Here is a 16,743-nt window from a genome sequence, read left to right as displayed (position 1 = left end):
CGGAAGCACGGCGGTGCGGGCCGGGGTGGTGCGCGAGGGCCCGCGCGCCGTACGGAGCGCCGGGGGTGACGCCAGGGGTGACGCCGGGACGGCGGCGCTGACCTGCGGTTTCTCCGATCTGCAGGCTGACTATCGGACGTTTATCGAACGTCAATCGGTGCGGTGCACAGTGGAGTCCAGCGCCGGGGAAGCGTTGAGGGCGCTCCCGCAGCCGGGGGGCTGCGGGAGCGCCGACGCGCGGATCGGGGGAGGTACTCCGAGGGGGAGCGGAGGCCTTACGGCGCCGGGGGAATGATGGGCTCGGTGTGCTGCTGGGAGATGAGGTCCGCCACGGGGGAGGCCTCGGGCACACCGAGCCGCGTGAAGATCGCGTGCGCCTCCTGGAGGCACGCGAGCCCGCGAGCGGGCTGGGCGAGGGCCAGCAGTGCCTCGCCCAGTGCGGCGTTGGCCAGGCCCTGGCAGTAGGCGAAGTCCATTTCCTGGGCTATCGCCAACGACGCGCCGGCCGTCTCGGCAGCCTCGACAGGCTGCTCGTCGGCGAACAGGGCGGAGGCGAGGCGGGCCAGGGCGTATCCCTCCCAGAGGGCGTTCTGCTGGGACTGGTACAGCCGGTGCGCCTCGCGCAGATGCGGGACGGCTTCACCGCCGGAGAGCACCACGCCCAGCTGGTAGAGGGTCTGGGCGAGCAGCGGACCGTTCTTGGAGGCCCGTGCGGCGGCGACACCGTCCCGGGCGGACTGGACCGCCGTCTCGGTCATACCCAACCGGTGCTGCACGCGAGCGATGTTGCTGATCAGCCTGGCCTCGCCGATGGCCGTGCCGACCTGCCGGTTGATGGTAAGGGCCTGTTCGAGGAACGGCAGGGCCTCGGCCGGACGGTTGCCCACGCTCAGGATCACGCCCAGCATGTTGGCCGCGGCCAGGAGCAGGACGGTCGGGTCGTTCGGCGCCTGGTGGTCCAGGCTGCGGCGGAAGGACCGCTCGGACCCCTGGAAGTCGCTGGTGATGGACTGCAGGGTGCCGAGGGCGAAGTACACCCGGGCGATTCCGGCGGAGTCGTCGCGGTGCTGCGTGTCCTCGCCGATCGCCTCCAGGACCCGGAGCATGCGAGGGCCGCGGGTCGGGTCCGGGTCGATGCTGAACAGGTAGTTCAAGAGGTCGACGGCAGCCCGCTGCAGGGCACCGGGGCCTGGCGCGGCAGCCTCGACGGCGCTGAGCAGTAGGGAACCCTCGGTCCGAAGCCAGTCCTGCGCGGCCTGGCTCGTGGGCAGGTCGAGTCCCGGCTGGGTGAGGGAGGTCAGGAGCTCGGGCAGCGGATCGTCCGGCTCGATGACCTGGGCCGCGTTGCGCACGGTCGGAATCAGCAGGTCGAGCAGGCGCAGCACCGCCCGCTCCTGCTCCCCGGTGTCCCCGATCCGCTCGTTCTGCCGCTGGGCGTACAGCCGGAGCAGGTCGTGGTAGCGGTAGCGGCCGGGGGTGAAGCACTCCAGCATGTTCGCCTCGACCAGCGCCTCGGCGAGGTCCTCGGCGGTGTACTCGTCCACGCCGAGTAGCGCCGCGGCGGCCGCCAGGGGAATGTCGGGCGAGTCGATCAGGGCGAGGAGCCGAAAGGCGCGGGCCTCGTCCGTGGACAGCTGTCCGTAGCCGAGTCCGATGGTGGTCTCCACGGCGAGGTTGCCGAGCTGGAGTTCGTCCAACCGCCGTCGCTGATCGGCTAACCGACTGGCCAGGTCGGAGACGCTCCAGCGCGGGCGGCTGGCCAGCCGGGCGGCGGCGATGCGGACCGCCAGCGGCAGGAAGCCGCAGGCGGTGACCACCTTCATGGCTGCTTCCGGTTCGGCGGCGACCCGTTGCTCACCGACGATGGCCGAGAAGAGCGCCAGCGCTTCAGCCGGGGTCAGTTCCTCGACGTCGAAAAGCTGCGCACCGGGGATGCCGGCCAGCCGGGAGCGGCTGGTGGCGAGCACAGCACAGCCGGAGACGCCCGGGATGAGCGGGCGGATCTGTTCGGCGTCGCGGGCGTTGTCGAGCAGGATGAGCATCCGCCGGTTGGCGAGCAGCGAGCGGTACAGGGCGGCACGCTGCTCGAGCGAGTCCGGGTTCTCCGCGACGCCGAGCGCGTGCAGGAAGTCGCCCAGGACGACCACCGGATCGGCCGGCGAGGCGCCGGCTCCGCGCAGGTCGACATACAACTGTCCGTCGGGGAACTCGGCGCGGACGCGGTGGGCGACGTGCACCGCGAGGGTGGTCTTGCCGACACCGCCGATGCCGGCCAGCGAGGTGACCACCACGGCCTGGCCGGTGGCGTTCATCAGGACCGTGGAGAGGTCGCCGACCAACTCGGTGCGGCCGCTGAAGTCCGAGACGTCAGCAGGGAGTTGAGCCGGGGCGGGAGGTGCGGCCGGACCGTCCTCGCGCACAGCGCGGTCGGCTGCGGCCGGAAGGGCGAGCGCCGGGTCGGCCGCGAGGATGCGGTTGTGCATCGCGGACAGCCCGGTGCCCGGCTCGACGCCGAGCTCCTCGATCAGGAGCTTGCGGGTGTCGGTGTAGACGCCGAGCGCCTCGGCCTGCCGGCCGCAGCGGTACAACGCCAGCATCAGCAGCTCGCGCAGGCGTTCGCGCAGCGGGTGCTCGGCCGTCAGGCTGTTGAGCTCGCCGACGACCTCGGCGTGCAGGCCGATGTCGAGGGCGGTGGAGCAGAGTTCCTCGGCCGCGGCGACCTGGCGTTCGGCGAGGCGCTGCCGCTGGGTGTCGGCGTAGGGGCCGGGGATGCCGGTGAGCGGACGGCCGCTGAACAGGTCCAGTGCCTGGAGCAGCAGCCGGTGCGCCTCGTGCTTGTCGCCCGAGGTCCGAGCCGCTGTGGCCTCGGCGGAGAGCCGCTCGAAGACCGTCAGGTCGAGCGCCTCGCCCGGAATGCGGAGCGCGTAGCCGTCGGCGACGGAGACGAGCAGCTCGGCCGGTCGGCGCACCTCGCGCCGGGGCTCGATGACGGAGCGCAGGCGGGAGACGTACGTGCGGAGGGCGGCCACCGCCTGGGTCGGGGGCCGGTCGCCCCAGAGCGCGTCGACCAGGTCCTGCGTGGTGACCGGGCGTCCGGAGTGCAGCAGAAGGGTGGTCAGGACGGCCTGCTGCTGGGGGGATCCGAGGGAGAGGGGTTTGCCGTCGAGCCAGGCCTGGACCGGACCGAGGACTTGGAAGCGCAGCGCAGGGGTCTGCGGCGTCTCCCGAAACTCCATGAAGTCCCCCGATGGCCTGTGGTGTCGATTCCGTGAAAGGGCGCTCGGCGGTCCGCCGCGGTGCTTCAGCTTAGGCGGACGCCCGACTCTGCCGGACGGCAGCGCAAGCCACACGATGTTTATCGGACATTTAATCAACCCTACGATACTGTCCGCGCGCCCGCGCCACGGAGGTCGGGCTGGACACATTTGATGACCGAAAGGCGGCCGCCCCATGGCCAACGACCAGAGCGAGACCCCGGTGGCGTCGGCGCCCGAGAACGCGGCGAAGACCGAGGCTCCGGCCGCCGCTGTGGAGGCGGGCAAGACTGTCGAGGGCGCGGTGGCAGCGACCTCGAACCCGGCCGAGTACACCGCGCCGACCGACGAGCAGAAGGCGAACGTCGAGGACGACCTCTTCGGCGACGAGGCCGAGCACGTGGCGGAGCCCACCGCGCCGACCACCGACGAGCCCGGTAAGAAGTACGTGCCGGAGAGCGTCATCGGCGGCCACCCGTAAGCCGTTCCCCTCGAGTGCCCCCGTGCCCCGTCAGGGCGCGGGGGCACTGCTGGTGGTGTACGCGCCAGTTCGTACCCCGGCGGGTCGGTGGCCGATTCCCGCCCCCGGTGCACGCATGGTGACCGGCGTTGTCCGTAACGTGCCCGGCGGCGCGCGCGGGGCGTTCCGGAATTACGGATTCACCGCGGGGATTGCGAAGTCCGGAATGTTGCCGTTCGCGGGGATTTCGCCGGAATTATCGACGCCGAACTCATTCAGCCGATTCGCGCGGCCCAGGAACGGGTGAGACGTGGGCGGGTTCGACGGCCCATTCGAGGCCGCCGCCCTCGGGGCGCAGGTAGTACTCGCCGCCGATGGTGTCCATGTAGATGCCGGTGCGTCCGGTCCTCCGGTCGAGGACGAGTTCACCCACGTGCGGTCGGTAGGCCGGGGCGTTGCGCTGTCGGATGCTCACCGCTGTGCTCCTCGCTCTGGGAGGCGACTGGCCAGCATCTCTAGAGAAGCTAATATCTCTAGAGATGTCAACGGTCGTATCTGCTTACTAGCGGCCGCAGGCGCGCCTACGATTTGTCCGAGGCAGAGGGAGCGGCGATGACCGGCAGCACTGGCGACAAACGGCCCAAGTACCAGCGGATCGCCGAGGCGCTGAAGGCGGCCATCGACACCGGCCGGTACCGCGCGGGGGACCGCCTGCCCGGCGAGAACGACCTCATGGACGAGTACGGCGTGGCCCGGATGACCGCCCGCCAGGCGCTGGGGGTGCTGCAGAGCGAGGGCATCGCCGAGGCGCGCCGCGGTGCGGGGGTGTTCGTCCGGGACTTCCGGCCGCTGCGCCGGCGCGGCATCCAGCGGCTGGCGCAGGGGCAGTGGGGGTCCGGCCGGTCGATATGGTCGGCGGACATCGACAACCGCACCCTGGTGGTCGACCAGGTGTCCGTGACCGAGCAGGGCGCGCCCGAGCACGTGGCCCGGGTGCTGGGTGTGGACCCGGGCGCTCCGATGTGCGTGCGGAACCGCCGCTTCGTCCTGGACGGCAAGCCGGTGCTGCTCTCCACCTCGTACCTGCCGGCCGGTCTGGTGGCCGGCACCGCGATCACCCGCGAGGACACCGGCCCGGGCGGTACCTACGCCCGGCTGGCCGAGATCGGCGCCAAGCCCGTGCACTTCCGCGAGGAGGTCCGCTCCCGGATGCCCAGCGGCGAGGAGTCCACCCGCCTCGACCTGTCCGCCGGCACCCCGGTGATCCTGATCTGCCGCACCGCCTTCGCCGACGAGGGCCAGGTGGTCGAGCTCAACGAGATGATCCTGGACGCCGCCTCCTACGTCCTGGAGTACGACTTCGACGCCTGAGCCGGTCGCTACGAGAACCGCCCCGGGCGCGGGAGGCGGCCGGGGCGGTTCGGAGGTGTTCGGGAGCCTACGGGCTACTCCTTGGAGCGGACCCGGAGGTTGGTGATCAGCGGGCCCTCCGTCGTCTCGCGGAAGAAGTCGTTGCCCTTGTCGTCCACCACGATGAACGCCGGGAAGTCCTCGACCTCGATGCGCCAGACGGCCTCCATGCCGAGCTCCGCGTACTCCAGGACCTCGACCTTCTTGATGCAGTCCTGGGCGAGGCGGGCCGCCGGGCCGCCGATGGAGCCGAGGTAGAAGCCGCCGTGCTGGGCGCAGGCGTCGGTGACCTGCTTGCTGCGGTTGCCCTTGGCGAGCATGACCATCGAGCCGCCGGCCGCCTGGAACTGGTCGACGTAGGAGTCCATCCGGCCGGCCGTGGTCGGGCCGAAGGAGCCGGAGGCGTAGCCCTCGGGGGTCTTGGCCGGGCCCGCGTAGTAGACCGGGTGGTCCTGCAGGTACTTGGGCATGCCCTCGCCGGCGTCCAGGCGCTCCTTGATCTTGGCGTGGGCGATGTCGCGGGCGACGACCAGGGTGCCGGTGAGCGAGAGGCGGGTCTTCACCGGGTACTTGGAGAGTTCGGCGCGGATCGCGGACATCGGCTGGTCGAGGTCGACGCGCACCACGTCGTCGTCCAGGTGCTCGTCGGTGGTGTCCGGCAGGTACTTCGCCGGGTCGGTCTCCAGCTGCTCCAGGAAGACGCCCTCGGCGGTGATCTTGCCGAGCGCCTGGCGGTCGGCGGAGCAGGAGACGGCCATGGCGACGGGCAGCGAGGCGCCGTGGCGGGGCAGGCGCACCACGCGGACGTCGTGGCAGAAGTACTTGCCGCCGAACTGGGCGCCGATGCCGATCTTCTGGGTCAGCTCGGTGACCTTGGCCTCCAGCTCCAGGTCGCGGAAGCCGTGGCCGGTCTTGGCGTTGCCCGAGGTCGGCAGGTTGTCCAGGTAGTGCGCCGAGGCGTACTTGGCGGTCTTCAGCGCGAACTCGGCGCTGGTGCCGCCGATCACGATGGCCAGGTGGTACGGCGGGCAGGCCGCGGTGCCGAGGGAGCGGATCTTCTGCTCCAGGAACGAGAGCATGCTGGCCTCGTTCAGGATGGCCTTGGTCTCCTGGTACAGGTACGACTTGTTGGCGGAGCCGCCGCCCTTGGCCATGAAGAGGAACTTGTACGCGTCGCCGTCGGTGGCGTACAGCTCGATCTGGGCCGGCAGGTTGTTGCCGGTGTTCTTCTCGTCCCAGGTGGTGACCGGGGCCATCTGGGAGTAGCGCAGGTTGAGCTTGGTGTACGCGTCGTACACGCCGCGCGCGATGGCGGCCTCGTCGCCGCCCTGGGTGAGCACGTTCTGGCCGCGCTTGCCCATGACGATCGCGGTGCCGGTGTCCTGGCACATCGGGAGGATGCCGCCGGCCGAGATGTTGACGTTCTTCAGCAGGTCGAGCGCGACGAAGCGGTCGTTGGGGCTGGCCTCCGGGTCGTCCAGGATGCGGCGCAGCTGGGCGAGGTGGGCGGGGCGCAGGTAGTGCGAGATGTCGTGCATCGCCTCGGCGGTGAGCAGCCGCAGGGCCTCGGGCTCGACCTGGAGGAACGTGCGGCCGCCCGCCTCGAAGGTGGAGACTCCCTCGGAGGTCAGCTTGCGGTACGGGGTCGGGTCAGCGCCCAGGGGGAGCAGGTCGCTGTACTCGAAGTCTGGCGTGGGAGCCATCGGGGCGGTCCTTAGGGTCCAGTGGTGCGGCTGCGTCGGCGAAGCACCATCCAGGGTAGGACCCGGTCGCGGTCGGCATGCGGACAGGTCAGCCTTGCGTGACCGGGCTCACTCGGGCTGGAGTGCGAGCGACTAGGCTGATCCCGTGGACAACTCGCCGTCGCACGACGATCCGGGGCAGCCGGTGCCGGCGCCCGTACCGATGACCAAGTCCGAACTCGAGCCCGAGGCCACGCCGGAGGCGAAGCCGCAGCCGCAGCCGTCGCACGCGCCGGTCGCGCAGGCGGAGATGCGCGTCTCGGACGCCGACCGCGAGCGGATCGCGGAACTGCTGCGGGACGCCTACGCCGAGGGGCGTCTGGACGCGGACGAGCACGCGGAGCGCATCGAGGCCGCGTACGCCGCCAAGACCTTCGGCGAGCTCGCGCCGCTGACCCGGGACCTGCCGGCCCGCCCGCTGTCCTTCGAGAAGCAGCCGCTGGGCGCGCCGGCCGCGCCGCCCCAGCCGCCCGCCCGCCAGGAGTCGCCGGCCGTGGTGGCGGTCTTCGGCGGCGCGTCCCGCAAGGGCCGCTGGCGGGTGGGCTCGCACCTGAAGGCCTTCGCCGCGTTCGGCGGGGTGGAGATCGACCTGAGCGACGCCGTCTTCGAGTCTCCGGAGGTGGAGATCGTGGTGGTGGCGGTGTTCGGCGGGGTCGAGGTCCGGGTGCCGGAGAACGTCAGCCTGCAGGGCGCCGGGGTCGGCCTGTTCGGCGGTTTCGACGTCCGCGAGCAGACCGCCGCGGATCCGTACGCTCCGGTTGTCCGGGTCAAGGGCCTTGCCCTGTTCGGTGGTTGCACCGCCAAGCCGCGCCGGGGCAAGAAGCTCAAGGAGTGGGTCCGCCGCCAACTCGGCACCGAATAGTCCCTGTTGACCTGCACGGCGCCCGACCGGGGACCAACTCCCGGTCGGGCGCTCGACGTTGCGCCGGGTGCACTCCGTAGTCGATTGCGTGCAGTGTGCATGAATCGGGGCCGGGCGGGGTAGTTCCTTCCGCACATCGCTTCTTGTACGGCTGCGCACCGGAGGCGGCCCAGCGGCCGTTCCGGAGGGTTGGACAGCGGGGGCTCGCAGCCGGGCAGGGGAGCGAGGGTTCCCCGTGTCCGAGAGCCTCGTCAGGAGTACGGCCGTGCTGCATCCGATCGAGTCCCGCACCACCTCGCCAGTCGCCGCCGCCCAGTTGCTGGAGCGCCGTCCCGACGTCCGCCCGCAGCCGCAGCCCCCGGGCGGCCCGGCCGGTGCCCCCGCGGGCGAGGACAACCCCTGGCACACCGGTGCGGCGTGTCGGCGGGACGAGGTGGGGCTGTTCTTCGCGCCCTCCAAGGAGCCGACCGCGGCCCGGTTGTCCCGGGAGGAGCAGGCCAAGCAGGTCTGCGCCCGCTGCCCGGTGCTGCTGGAGTGCCGGGAGCACGCGCTGGCGCAGCCGGAGCCGTACGGCGTCTGGGGCGGGCTGACGGCCGCCGAGCGGCGGGTGGTCCTGGCCCGGCGCCGTCGCCGGGACACGGAGCTGCGCGAGGCGGCCCGGGTGACGGCGGCCGCGCGGCGCCGGATAGCCGGGTGACGGCGGGCCGAAGACCCCGGAGGCGGCGCCGAGGAGCCGAGGACCCGGGGCCGGACGTGCCGCGGCCCCGGCGGAGGAGGATCCCCGCCGGGGCCGCTGCCTGCTGTCCGCAGGACGCGTCGTCGCCGGTGCGTCAGTTGGCGCGGTCGAAGTCGATCGCGCTGTAGGCCCGCAGCTTCGCGAGCTTGTGGGTGGAGTTGATCTCGCGGATCGTGCCGCTCTTGGAGCGCATCACCAGCGAGCTGGTGGTGGCGGTCTCCGAGCGGTAGTGCACCCCGCGCAGCAGCTCGCCGTCGGTGATGCCGGTGGCGACGAAGAACACGTTCTCGCCGCTGACCAGGTCGTCCGTGGTGAGCACCCGGTCCAGGTCGTGCCCGGCGTCCAGGGCCTTCTGCCGCTCGGCGTCGTCCTTGGGCCACAGCCGGCCCTGGATCACGCCGCCCATGCACTTCATCGCGCAGGCCGCGATGATGCCCTCCGGGGTCCCGCCGACGCCCATCAGCAGGTCGACGCCGGTGCCCTCGCGGGCGGCCATGATGGCGCCGGCCACGTCGCCGTCGGAGATGAACTTGATCCGGGCGCCCGCCTCGCGGATCTCCCGGACCAGGCCGTCGTGGCGCGGGCGGTCGAGCACCACGACGGTGACGTCCTCGACGGCGCTGCCCTTGGCCTTGGCGACCCGGCGGATGTTGACCGCCGCCGGGGCGGTGATGTCGACGAACTCGGCGGCCTCCGGCCCGGCCACCAGCTTGTCCATGTAGAACACGGCGCTGGGGTCGAACATGGTGCCGCGGTCGGCCACCGCCAGCACGGCCACGGCGTTGTTCATGCCCTTGGCGGTGAGGGTGGTGCCGTCCACCGGGTCCACCGCGACGTCGCACTCGGCGCCGGTGCCGTCGCCGACCCGCTCGCCGTTGTAGAGCATCGGGGCCTCGTCCTTCTCGCCCTCGCCGATGACGACCACGCCGTTCATCGAGACGGTCGAGACGAGGGTGCGCATCGCCTTGACGGCTGCGCCGTCCGCGCCGTTCTTGTCGCCACGTCCGACCCACCGGCCGGCGGCCATCGCGGCCGCCTCGGTGACCCGGACGAGTTCGAGCGCGAGGTTCCGGTCCGGGGCCTCGGGCGCGACCTCCAGGGCACTGGGAAGGTGGTGCGGGTACTGCGTGGTCATCGTCGTTACCTCTCTGTACGCGACGGCCAGTGAGCGCCCGACTACTGCCTGGTCGAACGCCGTGGTGAGGGTTCTGCGATCGTATCTGCCCACGAGATGACTGTCTGTGGCGCGGGTCGCCGCCCCTCGGCGAAAAGCACCGGTTCGTCCCGCTTCACCCGTACGTGGACACCCCGGGTGGCCGCCCCCGGATGTGGATGAGTCACCATGTGGGGGTGGCTGCAGAGAGCAAGGGCATGAGGGGTCGCCAGACCGTACGGGACATGGTCCTGTCGATGCTGGCGGTCGGTTTCGTCGTCTGGATCGGGTACCTGTTCCTCCCGCACGACGCCAACAGCGACCCGGTGCACGTGGTCGAGTACAGGGTGGCCGCGGCCACCGCCAAGCGTGCCGCGCCGTACCCGCTGCTCGCCCCGGAGGGCCTGTCCGACAAGTGGCGGGCCACCTCGGTCAGCTACCGGCCGGCCGACCAGAACAACGGCAAGGGCAACGCCTGGCACCTGGGCTTCGTGACGCCGTCCGGCCAGTACGCGGCGGTCGAGCAGACCGACGCGTCGCGCGACGCGCTGCTGGCCGACAAGGTCGCGGGCGGCAAGCCGGACGGCACCTCCGACGTGGCCGGCCGCACCTGGGACCGGGTGCAGGGCGAGAAGGCCCGCGCGCTGGCCGCGCAGGGCGGCCCCGGCACGACCGTGCTCACCGGCACCGCCTCCTACGAGGAGCTGGCCGAGCTGGCGCAGGCGCTGAAGTAGCGCGGCGATCGGCGGAACGCCGAAGGGCCCCGCACCGGACGAACCGGTGCGGGGCCCTTGGCGCGGGACGGGTCAGACGGTGGTGACGACCTCGTCGTACTCCAGGCGCGGCGAACGCGGGAACCAGGCGTCCTCGCCCGGCTTGCCGATGTTGACCACGGCCAGCACCGAGTGCTCGCCGTCGCCGAAGAACTCCTTGTTGAGGCCGTCGGCGTCGTAGCCGGTCATCGGGCCGGCGGCCAGCCCGGCGGCGCGCACGCCGATGATGAAGTAGGCGGCCTGCAGGGCGCCGTTCAGCGTGGCGGACTGCTCACGGACGCTGCGCTCCGAGAAGAACATGTCCTTGGCCTGCGGGAAGTGCGGGAGCTGGGTCGGCAGCTCCTCGTGGAACTCGTTGTCCGCGGCCAGGATGGCGACCAGCGGGGCGGCGGCGGTCTTGGCCTTGTTGCCGTCCGCCATGTGCCGGACGAGGCGCTCGCGGCCCTCGGCCGAGCGGACCAGGACGACGCGCAGCGGCTGCTGGTTGAAAGCGGTCGGGCCGAACTTGACCAGGTGGTAGATCGCCTGGATCTGCTCGTCGGAGACCGGCTCGTCGGTGAAGGTGTTCGCGGTGCGGGCCTCGCGGAACAGCAGGTCCTGAGCGGCGGCGTCGAGTACCAGGGCGTCGGTGGTCATGCTTCTGCACCTCATGCGGGAGGGGGTTCGTCGGGGTGAGCGGCCGTGGCCGATCACTTCCTCCAACATAGGTGAATATTCAACGATTCCCCAAGCGAATGTGATCCGCCTCACTCGCCCTGCGGGGCCCCGCCCTCCTCGGCGGCCAGCGCGGCGTCCAGTCGGGCCCGGGCGCCGTCCAGCCAGCGCTGGCACACCTTCGCCAGCTGCTCGCCACGCTCCCACAGGGCGAGCGACTCCTCAAGCGATTTCCCGCCGTTCTCCAGCTGCCGGACGACGTCCAGCAGCGCGTCCCGGGCGTGCTCGTAGCCCAGCGCGTCGTCCGCGGTCGGCGCCGCCGCGTCCTGCTGCTCCTGCTGCTCTGCCATGGGTGCCAGCGTAGGGGGTGGGACCGACACCGCCGGCCCCGCCGGCCCTCCTCGGCCCGGCTAACCCTCCTCGGCCACGGTGACCCCGAAGCCGCCGCCCGCCACCCGGGCGTGCAGGGCCTCGCCGGGCGCGGTCTGGGCCGGGTCGGTCACCACCGTGCCGTCCGCCCGCTGGAGCACCGCGTAGCCGCGCTCCAGGGTGGCCGCCGGGGAGAGCGCGACCACCCGGGCCAGGGTGTGCCCGAGGTCGCTCTGCGCGTGGTCCAGCCGGTGCCGCAGGGTGCGGCGGGCCCGCTCCAGCAGGCCCTCCACCTCCTGGCCGCGCCCGTCCAGCATCCGGTGCGGAGCGGCCAGCGCCGGGCGGCTGCGCAGCCCGTCCAGCCCGTGCTGCTCGCGCTCGACCCGGCCCAGGACGTGCCGGCGGGCGCGGTCGCGCAGCTGACGGACCTTGGCCAGCTCCTCGCCGACGTCCGGAACCACCCGTTTGGCGGCATCGGTCGGGGTGGAGGCGCGCAGGTCGGCGACGAAGTCCAGCAGCGGCTGGTCCGGTTCGTGCCCGATCGCGCTCACCACCGGCGTCCGGGCGGCCGCGACCAGCCGCACCAGCCCCTCGTCGGAGAACGGCAGCAGGTCCTCCACGCTGCCGCCGCCGCGGGCGACGACGATCACGTCCACCTCGGGGTGCTCGTCCAGCTCCCGCACCGCCGCACACACCCGCTCCACCGCGCTGATGCCCTGCACCGGGACGTTGCGCACCTCGAAGCGGACGGCCGGCCAGCGCCGCCGGGCGTTCTCCAGCACGTCCCGCTCGGCCGCCGAGCCCCGCCCGGTGACCAGCCCGACGCACTGCGGCAGGAACGGCAGGGGCTTCTTGCGCTCGGCCGCGAACAGACCCTCCCCGGCGAGCCGGCGCTTCAGCTGCTCCAGCCGGGCCAGCAGCTCGCCCAGCCCCACCGGCCGGATCTCCGAGGCACGCAGCGACAGCTGCCCGCGCGCCGCGTACCACTCCGGCTTGGCGTGCACGACGACCCGCGAGCCCTCCTGCACGACGTCCGCGACCTGCTCGAACACCGAGCGGAAGCACGTCACCGTGAGCGACACGTCGGCCTGCGGGTCGCGCAGGGTCAGGAACACCACGCCCGCCCCGGGCCGCCGGCTGAGCTGGGTGATCTGCCCCTCCACCCACACCGCGCCGAGCCGGTCGATCCAGCCGCCGATCAGCGCGGAGACCTTGCCGACCGGGAGCGGGGCTTCGGGGGAGCTGGTGTTGGCCATGCGTACGAGGCTAGCGGCGCCCGCCGACACTTCCCGGGGAACCCTGCACTCCGAGCACCACCAGTCCGACGGCCAGCCAGACCAGCCCGGCCAGCTGCGCGGTGGTCGAGGCCTCGTGGATCACCGCGCCGATCACCGCGATCCCCAGCAGCGGGACGACCACGTGCCGCAGCCGGTCCCGCGAGCCGTGCCGCACCGCGTACCAGCCGATCACCGAGGCGTGCAGCAGCGCGAACGCGGTCAGCGCGCCCACGTTCACCACCGAGGTCAGCTGGTCCAGCCCGTCGTCCCGGTTCGCCGCCCAGACGGCCGCCGCCATGGTGATCACCGCGGTCGCCAGCAGCGCCCGGCGCGGCACCGCGCTGCCCGGGTCGACCGAGCCGAGGACGCGGGGCAGCCGCCCCTCCCGGGCCATCGCGTAGACCAGCCGGCCGGCCGCCGCCTGCCCGGCCAGGGCGGCGAAGGCGGCGCCGATCGCCTTGCCGGCCGCCACCAGCACGTGCAGCCAGTGCCCGATCCCGCTCTCCACGGTGTCGTAGAAGGCCGAGCCCTGCGCGGCCGGGTCGGCGGCCAGCTGCTGCGGCCCGAGCGGCTCCAGCAGCGCCGCCAGGTAGGTCTGCGCGACGAACAGCACCCCGGCCAGCGCCAGGCATCCGAGCAGTGCCCGGGCCACCGCGGCGGAGGCGCCGACCGCCTCCTCCACGAAGGTCGCGATCGCGTCGAACCCGAGGTAGGAGAGCACCGCGACGGACACCGCCGAGATCACCGCGGTCAGCGAGAAGTCGCCGACGGCGGTGAACGGGGTGTCCCAGCCGCGCCGGGCGCCGTCCTGGACCAAGGCCACCACGGCCGCCGCCAGGAACACCAGCAGGACCACGATCTCCATCGCGAGCACGGCGAAGCCGACCGCCGCCGCCGTCCGCACCCCGATCAGGTTGAGCGCGGTGGTCACCACGACCGCGACCGCCGTCCACACCCAGCGCGAGACGTCCGGCACCAGCGAGTGCAGCGCGATCCCGGCGAACAGGTACGCCACCGCGGGGATCAGCAGGTAGTCGAGCATCGCCATCCACCCGGCGATGAACCCGGGCCCCTCGCCCAGCCCGGCCCGCGCGTAGGCGAACACCGAGCCGGTCTGCGGCACCGCGCGCACCATCTGGGCGTACGAGAAGGCGGTGAAGCCCATCGCGACGGTCGCGACCAGGTAGACCGTGGCGACGGCGCCGTGGCTCTCGGCGTCCAGCACGCCGAAGACGCCGACCGGGGCCATCGGGGCGATGAACAGCAGTCCGTAGACCATCAGATCGCGGACGCCCAGGCTGCGGCGCAGGCCGCCGGGCGTCGTCCGCTCGCTCACAGAGCTCATAGGCACCACATTCGATCACCTGCGACCGGGTCGGCATGGAATGTGTCCGCCATCCGCGCGGCTCGCGGCTGCGGGCGGCGCCACCCGCAGCCGCCCGTACGATGGAGCCATGTCCAACACCGCGCCGCGCCGTGTCCTGCTCGCCGCCCCCCGGGGCTACTGCGCGGGTGTCGACCGCGCCGTGATCGCCGTGGAGAAGGCCCTGGAGCAGTACGGGGCACCCATCTACGTCCGCAAGCAGATCGTCCACAACAAGTACGTGGTGCAGACCCTGGAGAAGAAGGGCGCGATCTTCGTCGACGAGACGGAGGAGGTGCCCGAGGGCTCGATCGTGGTCTTCTCCGCGCACGGAGTCGCCCCGTCCGTCCACGACGAGGCGCGGGCCGGCAAGCTCGCCACCGTCGACGCCACCTGCCCGCTGGTCACCAAGGTGCACAAGGAGGCCGTGCGCTTCGCCGACGAGGGCTACGACATCCTGCTGGTGGGCCACGAGGGCCACGAGGAGGTCATCGGCACCATGGGCGAGGCCCCGGACCGGATCCACCTGGTGGACGGTGCCGAGGACGTCGCCAACGTGAAGGTCCGGGACGAGTCCCGGGTCGTCTGGCTGTCCCAGACCACCCTGTCGGTGGACGAGACCATGGCCACCGTGGGCGAGCTGAAGAAGCGCTTCCCGGCGCTGGTCAGCCCGCCCAGCGACGACATCTGCTACGCGACCCAGAACCGCCAGGTCGCGGTGAAGCAGCTGGCCCCCGAGACCGACCTGCTGATCGTGGTCGGCTCCAAGAACTCGTCCAACTCGGTCCGCCTGGTCGAGGTGGGCCTGGAGTACGGCGCCAAGGCCGCCCACCTGGTGGACTTCGCCGAGGAGATCCGGGAGGAGTGGCTGGAGGGCGTCACCACCGTCGGCCTGACCAGCGGCGCCTCGGTGCCGGAGGTCCTGGTGGACGGCGTGCTCGAATTCCTGGCCGCGCGCGGTTACGACACGGTCGAGACGGTCAAGACCGCCGAGGAGCACCTGACCTTCTCGCTGCCCAAGGAACTGCGCCGTGACCTGCGCGCCGAGGCGGCGGGCAAGCTCTGACGACACCGGAAGGCCCGGTACCCCCGCGCGGGGGTACCGGGCCTTCTGCTGTGCGGGCCCGCGCGCCCTCTCGTAGCTTTGTGCACAGGCTGTGGACAGACCGGTGCGCGGCCCCGGAGGAGGGTGGACGTGATGACGGCGGTATTCGGCGTGGACATCGGCGGCTCGGGCATCAAGGGCGCGCCGGTCGACCTCGCCCGGGGCGTGCTCGCCGAGGAGCGCCACAAGGTGCTCACCCCGCAGCCGTCCGCCCCCGAGGCCGTGGTCGCCGCCGTCCGCGAGGTGGTCCGCCACTTCGACCACCGGGGCCCGGTCGGGCTGACCTTCCCCGGCGTGGTGGTCGGCGGCCGGACCAGGACGGCGGCCAACGTGGACAAGGGCTGGATCGGGGTGGACGCCGAGGGCCTGTTCCGCGAAGCGCTGGACCTGCCCGTGACCGTCCTCAACGACGCGGACGCGGCCGGGCTCGCCGAGCTGACGCACGGCGCGGGCCGGAGACAGCCGGGGGTCGTCATGGTGCTCACCTTCGGCACCGGCATCGGCAGCGCGCTCTTCGTGGACGGCGCGCTGGTGCCCAACACCGAGCTGGGCCACCTGGAACTGCGCGGCAAGGACGCCGAGCGCCGGGCCTCCTCGGCCGCCAAGGAGCGGCACGGGCTGAACTGGGAGCAGTGGGCAGGGCGGGTCGACGAGTACCTGGACCTGGTGGAGATGCTGTTCTCGCCGCAGCTGATCGTGATCGGCGGCGGGGTGAGCCGCAAGCACGAGAAGTTCCTGCCGCTGCTGAAGGTCCGCGAGGCGCGGGTGGTGCCGGCGGAGCTGCGCAACGACGCGGGGATCGTGGGGGCGGCCATGGCGGCGGCCCGGGCGGCGGGCTGAGACCCGCTCCCGGTGGGGCCCGTTCGCCGGCGGGGCCGGGGCGGATCAGCGGGAGCGCTGGATCCGGCGCTGGGCGATGAAGCGGGCGAGGACGATCAGCGCGGCGAGCCCGGTGCCGGAGAAGAGCCAGCCGGCCCGCAGCGCCAGTCCGGTCGCCAGCGAGACCACCTGGGCGGTGACGCCCGAGGAGGCGACCGGCGCGAGCAGCAGCAGCGCCAGGGCGAAGGCGATCGGCCCGCTGATCGGCGCGGCCAGCAGGTCGACGTAGCGGACCCGGACGGCCAGCTGGAAGCAGACCACCAGGTAGCCGAGGCCGAACAGCCAGCCCAGGTCGTCGAAGAGCAGCCGGTCCACGCCCGCCACCGCGAGCGTGGCCAGCACGGCGAGCACGCCCGTGCCGACGGCCGTCAGCCGGGTCGGCCGGCCGGTCCGGCGGCGGCCGTACAGCTGTTCGTCGGCGCGCCCGCGCAGTGGCAGCCGCAGCCGCGGGGCGGGCGGACGGGCGGCGCCGGACGGGCCGGCCACCGGGCGCAGCCGGGAGGCGGGGGCGGGCCCCGCGGTCTCGGGAGCCCGGCCTGGACCGGGGACGGCGGCTGCGGCCGCGCCGTTCGGCGGACGGCGTCTGGGCCCTGGCGGCTGGGTTCGGATGCTCTGCTCCACCCGCCCAACGTACGGTCCGATCATCGCCACACTGTGTAATGGACCGTTCAGGTCTTGTCCCGTGTCTCCGGATGGCGTAGTCATG

The 16,743-nt window shown here is 72.5% G+C and carries 16 protein-coding genes; 7 read left to right on the top strand and 9 right to left on the bottom strand.

From position 1 onward, the window contains the following. Window positions 1–275: 275 nt before the first annotated feature. Window positions 276–3,236: an AfsR/SARP family transcriptional regulator gene (locus ACIRD3_RS22335; RefSeq protein ID WP_402219299.1), complete on the bottom strand. Its 2,961-nt coding sequence runs from the start codon at window positions 3,234–3,236 to the stop codon at window positions 276–278. A gap of 214 nt (window positions 3,237–3,450) precedes the next feature. On the opposite strand from ACIRD3_RS22335, the gene ACIRD3_RS22330 reads away from it, so the two are divergent. Continuing rightward, window positions 3,451–3,735, top strand: a complete 285-nt coding sequence (locus ACIRD3_RS22330) for a hypothetical protein (protein WP_402219297.1) — start codon at window positions 3,451–3,453, stop codon at window positions 3,733–3,735. A gap of 250 nt (window positions 3,736–3,985) precedes the next feature. On the opposite strand, the gene ACIRD3_RS22325 is transcribed toward ACIRD3_RS22330, so the two are convergent. Next, a complete protein-coding gene (locus ACIRD3_RS22325) occupies window positions 3,986–4,189 on the bottom strand; it encodes a hypothetical protein (RefSeq protein ID WP_402219294.1) in 204 nt (67 codons plus the stop codon). A gap of 137 nt (window positions 4,190–4,326) precedes the next feature. Between ACIRD3_RS22325 and ACIRD3_RS22320 the strand changes: the two genes are divergently transcribed. Continuing rightward, the gene (locus tag ACIRD3_RS22320) at window positions 4,327–5,085 is read left to right on the top strand and encodes a GntR family transcriptional regulator (protein ID WP_402219291.1); all 759 of its coding nucleotides are present in this window, start codon (window positions 4,327–4,329) and stop codon (window positions 5,083–5,085) included. A 74-nt stretch (window positions 5,086–5,159) separates the two neighbouring features. Here ACIRD3_RS22320 and ACIRD3_RS22315 read toward each other — a convergent pair whose 3' ends face one another. Then, window positions 5,160–6,827 (bottom strand): fumarate hydratase, encoded by a 1,668-nt coding sequence (locus ACIRD3_RS22315; RefSeq protein ID WP_402219289.1) that lies wholly within the window; start codon window positions 6,825–6,827, stop codon window positions 5,160–5,162. A gap of 145 nt (window positions 6,828–6,972) precedes the next feature. On the opposite strand from ACIRD3_RS22315, the gene ACIRD3_RS22310 reads away from it, so the two are divergent. Continuing rightward, window positions 6,973–7,728 (top strand): DUF1707 domain-containing protein, encoded by a 756-nt coding sequence (locus tag ACIRD3_RS22310; protein ID WP_402219286.1) that lies wholly within the window; start codon window positions 6,973–6,975, stop codon window positions 7,726–7,728. A 265-nt stretch (window positions 7,729–7,993) separates the two neighbouring features. Continuing rightward, window positions 7,994–8,425: a WhiB family transcriptional regulator gene (locus ACIRD3_RS22305; protein WP_402219283.1), complete on the top strand. Its 432-nt coding sequence runs from the start codon at window positions 7,994–7,996 to the stop codon at window positions 8,423–8,425. A 133-nt stretch (window positions 8,426–8,558) separates the two neighbouring features. Here the strand turns inward: ACIRD3_RS22305 and glpX are convergent, their stop codons facing one another. Then, window positions 8,559–9,599 carry a class II fructose-bisphosphatase gene (glpX, locus tag ACIRD3_RS22300; RefSeq protein ID WP_387749748.1) on the bottom strand — a complete coding sequence of 347 codons (1,041 nt, stop codon included), beginning with the start codon at window positions 9,597–9,599 and terminating at the stop codon, window positions 8,559–8,561. Window positions 9,600–9,814: 215 nt separating this feature from the next. On the opposite strand from glpX, the gene ACIRD3_RS22295 reads away from it, so the two are divergent. Continuing rightward, complete coding sequence (locus tag ACIRD3_RS22295) at window positions 9,815–10,351, top strand: DUF4245 domain-containing protein (RefSeq protein ID WP_402219280.1); 537 nt, start codon at window positions 9,815–9,817, stop codon at window positions 10,349–10,351. Window positions 10,352–10,423: 72 nt separating this feature from the next. Here ACIRD3_RS22295 and ACIRD3_RS22290 read toward each other — a convergent pair whose 3' ends face one another. The 4 genes from ACIRD3_RS22290 to ACIRD3_RS22275 all read right to left on the bottom strand — a co-directional run bounded on the left by ACIRD3_RS22290 (window position 10,424) and on the right by ACIRD3_RS22275 (window position 14,035). Further along, a complete protein-coding gene (locus tag ACIRD3_RS22290; RefSeq protein WP_402219278.1) occupies window positions 10,424–11,026 on the bottom strand; it encodes a malonic semialdehyde reductase in 603 nt (200 codons plus the stop codon). A gap of 110 nt (window positions 11,027–11,136) precedes the next feature. Then, complete coding sequence (locus tag ACIRD3_RS22285) at window positions 11,137–11,394, bottom strand: exodeoxyribonuclease VII small subunit (RefSeq protein ID WP_402219275.1); 258 nt, start codon at window positions 11,392–11,394, stop codon at window positions 11,137–11,139. 60 nt (window positions 11,395–11,454) lie between these two features. Further along, window positions 11,455–12,669, bottom strand: coding sequence for an exodeoxyribonuclease VII large subunit (xseA, locus tag ACIRD3_RS22280; protein WP_402219272.1), 1,215 nt, complete (start codon window positions 12,667–12,669; stop codon window positions 11,455–11,457). Between the two features lie 10 nt (window positions 12,670–12,679). Beyond that, window positions 12,680–14,035: an APC family permease gene (locus tag ACIRD3_RS22275; protein WP_402219270.1), complete on the bottom strand. Its 1,356-nt coding sequence runs from the start codon at window positions 14,033–14,035 to the stop codon at window positions 12,680–12,682. Between the two features lie 109 nt (window positions 14,036–14,144). Here ACIRD3_RS22275 and ACIRD3_RS22270 point away from each other — a divergent pair, with 109 nt between their 5' ends. Both ACIRD3_RS22270 and ppgK read left to right on the top strand, forming a co-directional pair. Then, a complete protein-coding gene (locus ACIRD3_RS22270; RefSeq protein ID WP_402219267.1) occupies window positions 14,145–15,119 on the top strand; it encodes a 4-hydroxy-3-methylbut-2-enyl diphosphate reductase in 975 nt (324 codons plus the stop codon). A 132-nt stretch (window positions 15,120–15,251) separates the two neighbouring features. Then, the gene (gene ppgK / locus ACIRD3_RS22265; protein ID WP_402219441.1) at window positions 15,252–15,998 is read left to right on the top strand and encodes a polyphosphate--glucose phosphotransferase; all 747 of its coding nucleotides are present in this window, start codon (window positions 15,252–15,254) and stop codon (window positions 15,996–15,998) included. Between the two features lie 45 nt (window positions 15,999–16,043). Here ppgK and ACIRD3_RS22260 read toward each other — a convergent pair whose 3' ends face one another. Further along, complete coding sequence (locus ACIRD3_RS22260; RefSeq protein WP_402219265.1) at window positions 16,044–16,658, bottom strand: DUF6542 domain-containing protein; 615 nt, start codon at window positions 16,656–16,658, stop codon at window positions 16,044–16,046. Between the last annotated feature and the right edge of the window lie 85 nt (window positions 16,659–16,743).

It is taken from the genome of Kitasatospora sp. NPDC093550 (assembly GCF_044764985.1).
Taxonomy (GTDB): Bacteria; Actinomycetota; Actinomycetes; order Streptomycetales; family Streptomycetaceae; genus Kitasatospora.
The sequence above is the reverse complement of the archived record's forward strand: the minus strand, read 5'-3'. Positions and strand labels throughout refer to the sequence as shown.

Excerpts from the sequence above, each read along its gene's own strand:
- ACIRD3_RS22275 (WP_402219270.1), bottom strand. The coding sequence starts at position 14,035 with ATGAGCTCTGTGAGCGAGCGGACGACGCCCGGCGGCCTGCGCCGCAGC.
- ppgK (WP_402219441.1), top strand. The coding sequence starts at position 15,252 with ATGACGGCGGTATTCGGCGTGGACATCGGCGGCTCGGGCATCAAGGGC.
- ACIRD3_RS22320 (WP_402219291.1), top strand. The coding sequence starts at position 4,327 with ATGACCGGCAGCACTGGCGACAAACGGCCCAAGTACCAGCGGATCGCC.
- ACIRD3_RS22315 (WP_402219289.1), bottom strand. The coding sequence starts at position 6,827 with ATGGCTCCCACGCCAGACTTCGAGTACAGCGACCTGCTCCCCCTGGGC.
- xseA (WP_402219272.1), bottom strand. The coding sequence starts at position 12,669 with ATGGCCAACACCAGCTCCCCCGAAGCCCCGCTCCCGGTCGGCAAGGTC.
- ACIRD3_RS22290 (WP_402219278.1), bottom strand. The coding sequence starts at position 11,026 with ATGACCACCGACGCCCTGGTACTCGACGCCGCCGCTCAGGACCTGCTG.
- ACIRD3_RS22330 (WP_402219297.1), top strand. The coding sequence starts at position 3,451 with ATGGCCAACGACCAGAGCGAGACCCCGGTGGCGTCGGCGCCCGAGAAC.
- ACIRD3_RS22285 (WP_402219275.1), bottom strand. The coding sequence starts at position 11,394 with ATGGCAGAGCAGCAGGAGCAGCAGGACGCGGCGGCGCCGACCGCGGAC.
- ACIRD3_RS22270 (WP_402219267.1), top strand. The coding sequence starts at position 14,145 with ATGTCCAACACCGCGCCGCGCCGTGTCCTGCTCGCCGCCCCCCGGGGC.
- ACIRD3_RS22335 (WP_402219299.1), bottom strand. The coding sequence starts at position 3,236 with ATGGAGTTTCGGGAGACGCCGCAGACCCCTGCGCTGCGCTTCCAAGTC.
- glpX (WP_387749748.1), bottom strand. The coding sequence starts at position 9,599 with ATGACCACGCAGTACCCGCACCACCTTCCCAGTGCCCTGGAGGTCGCG.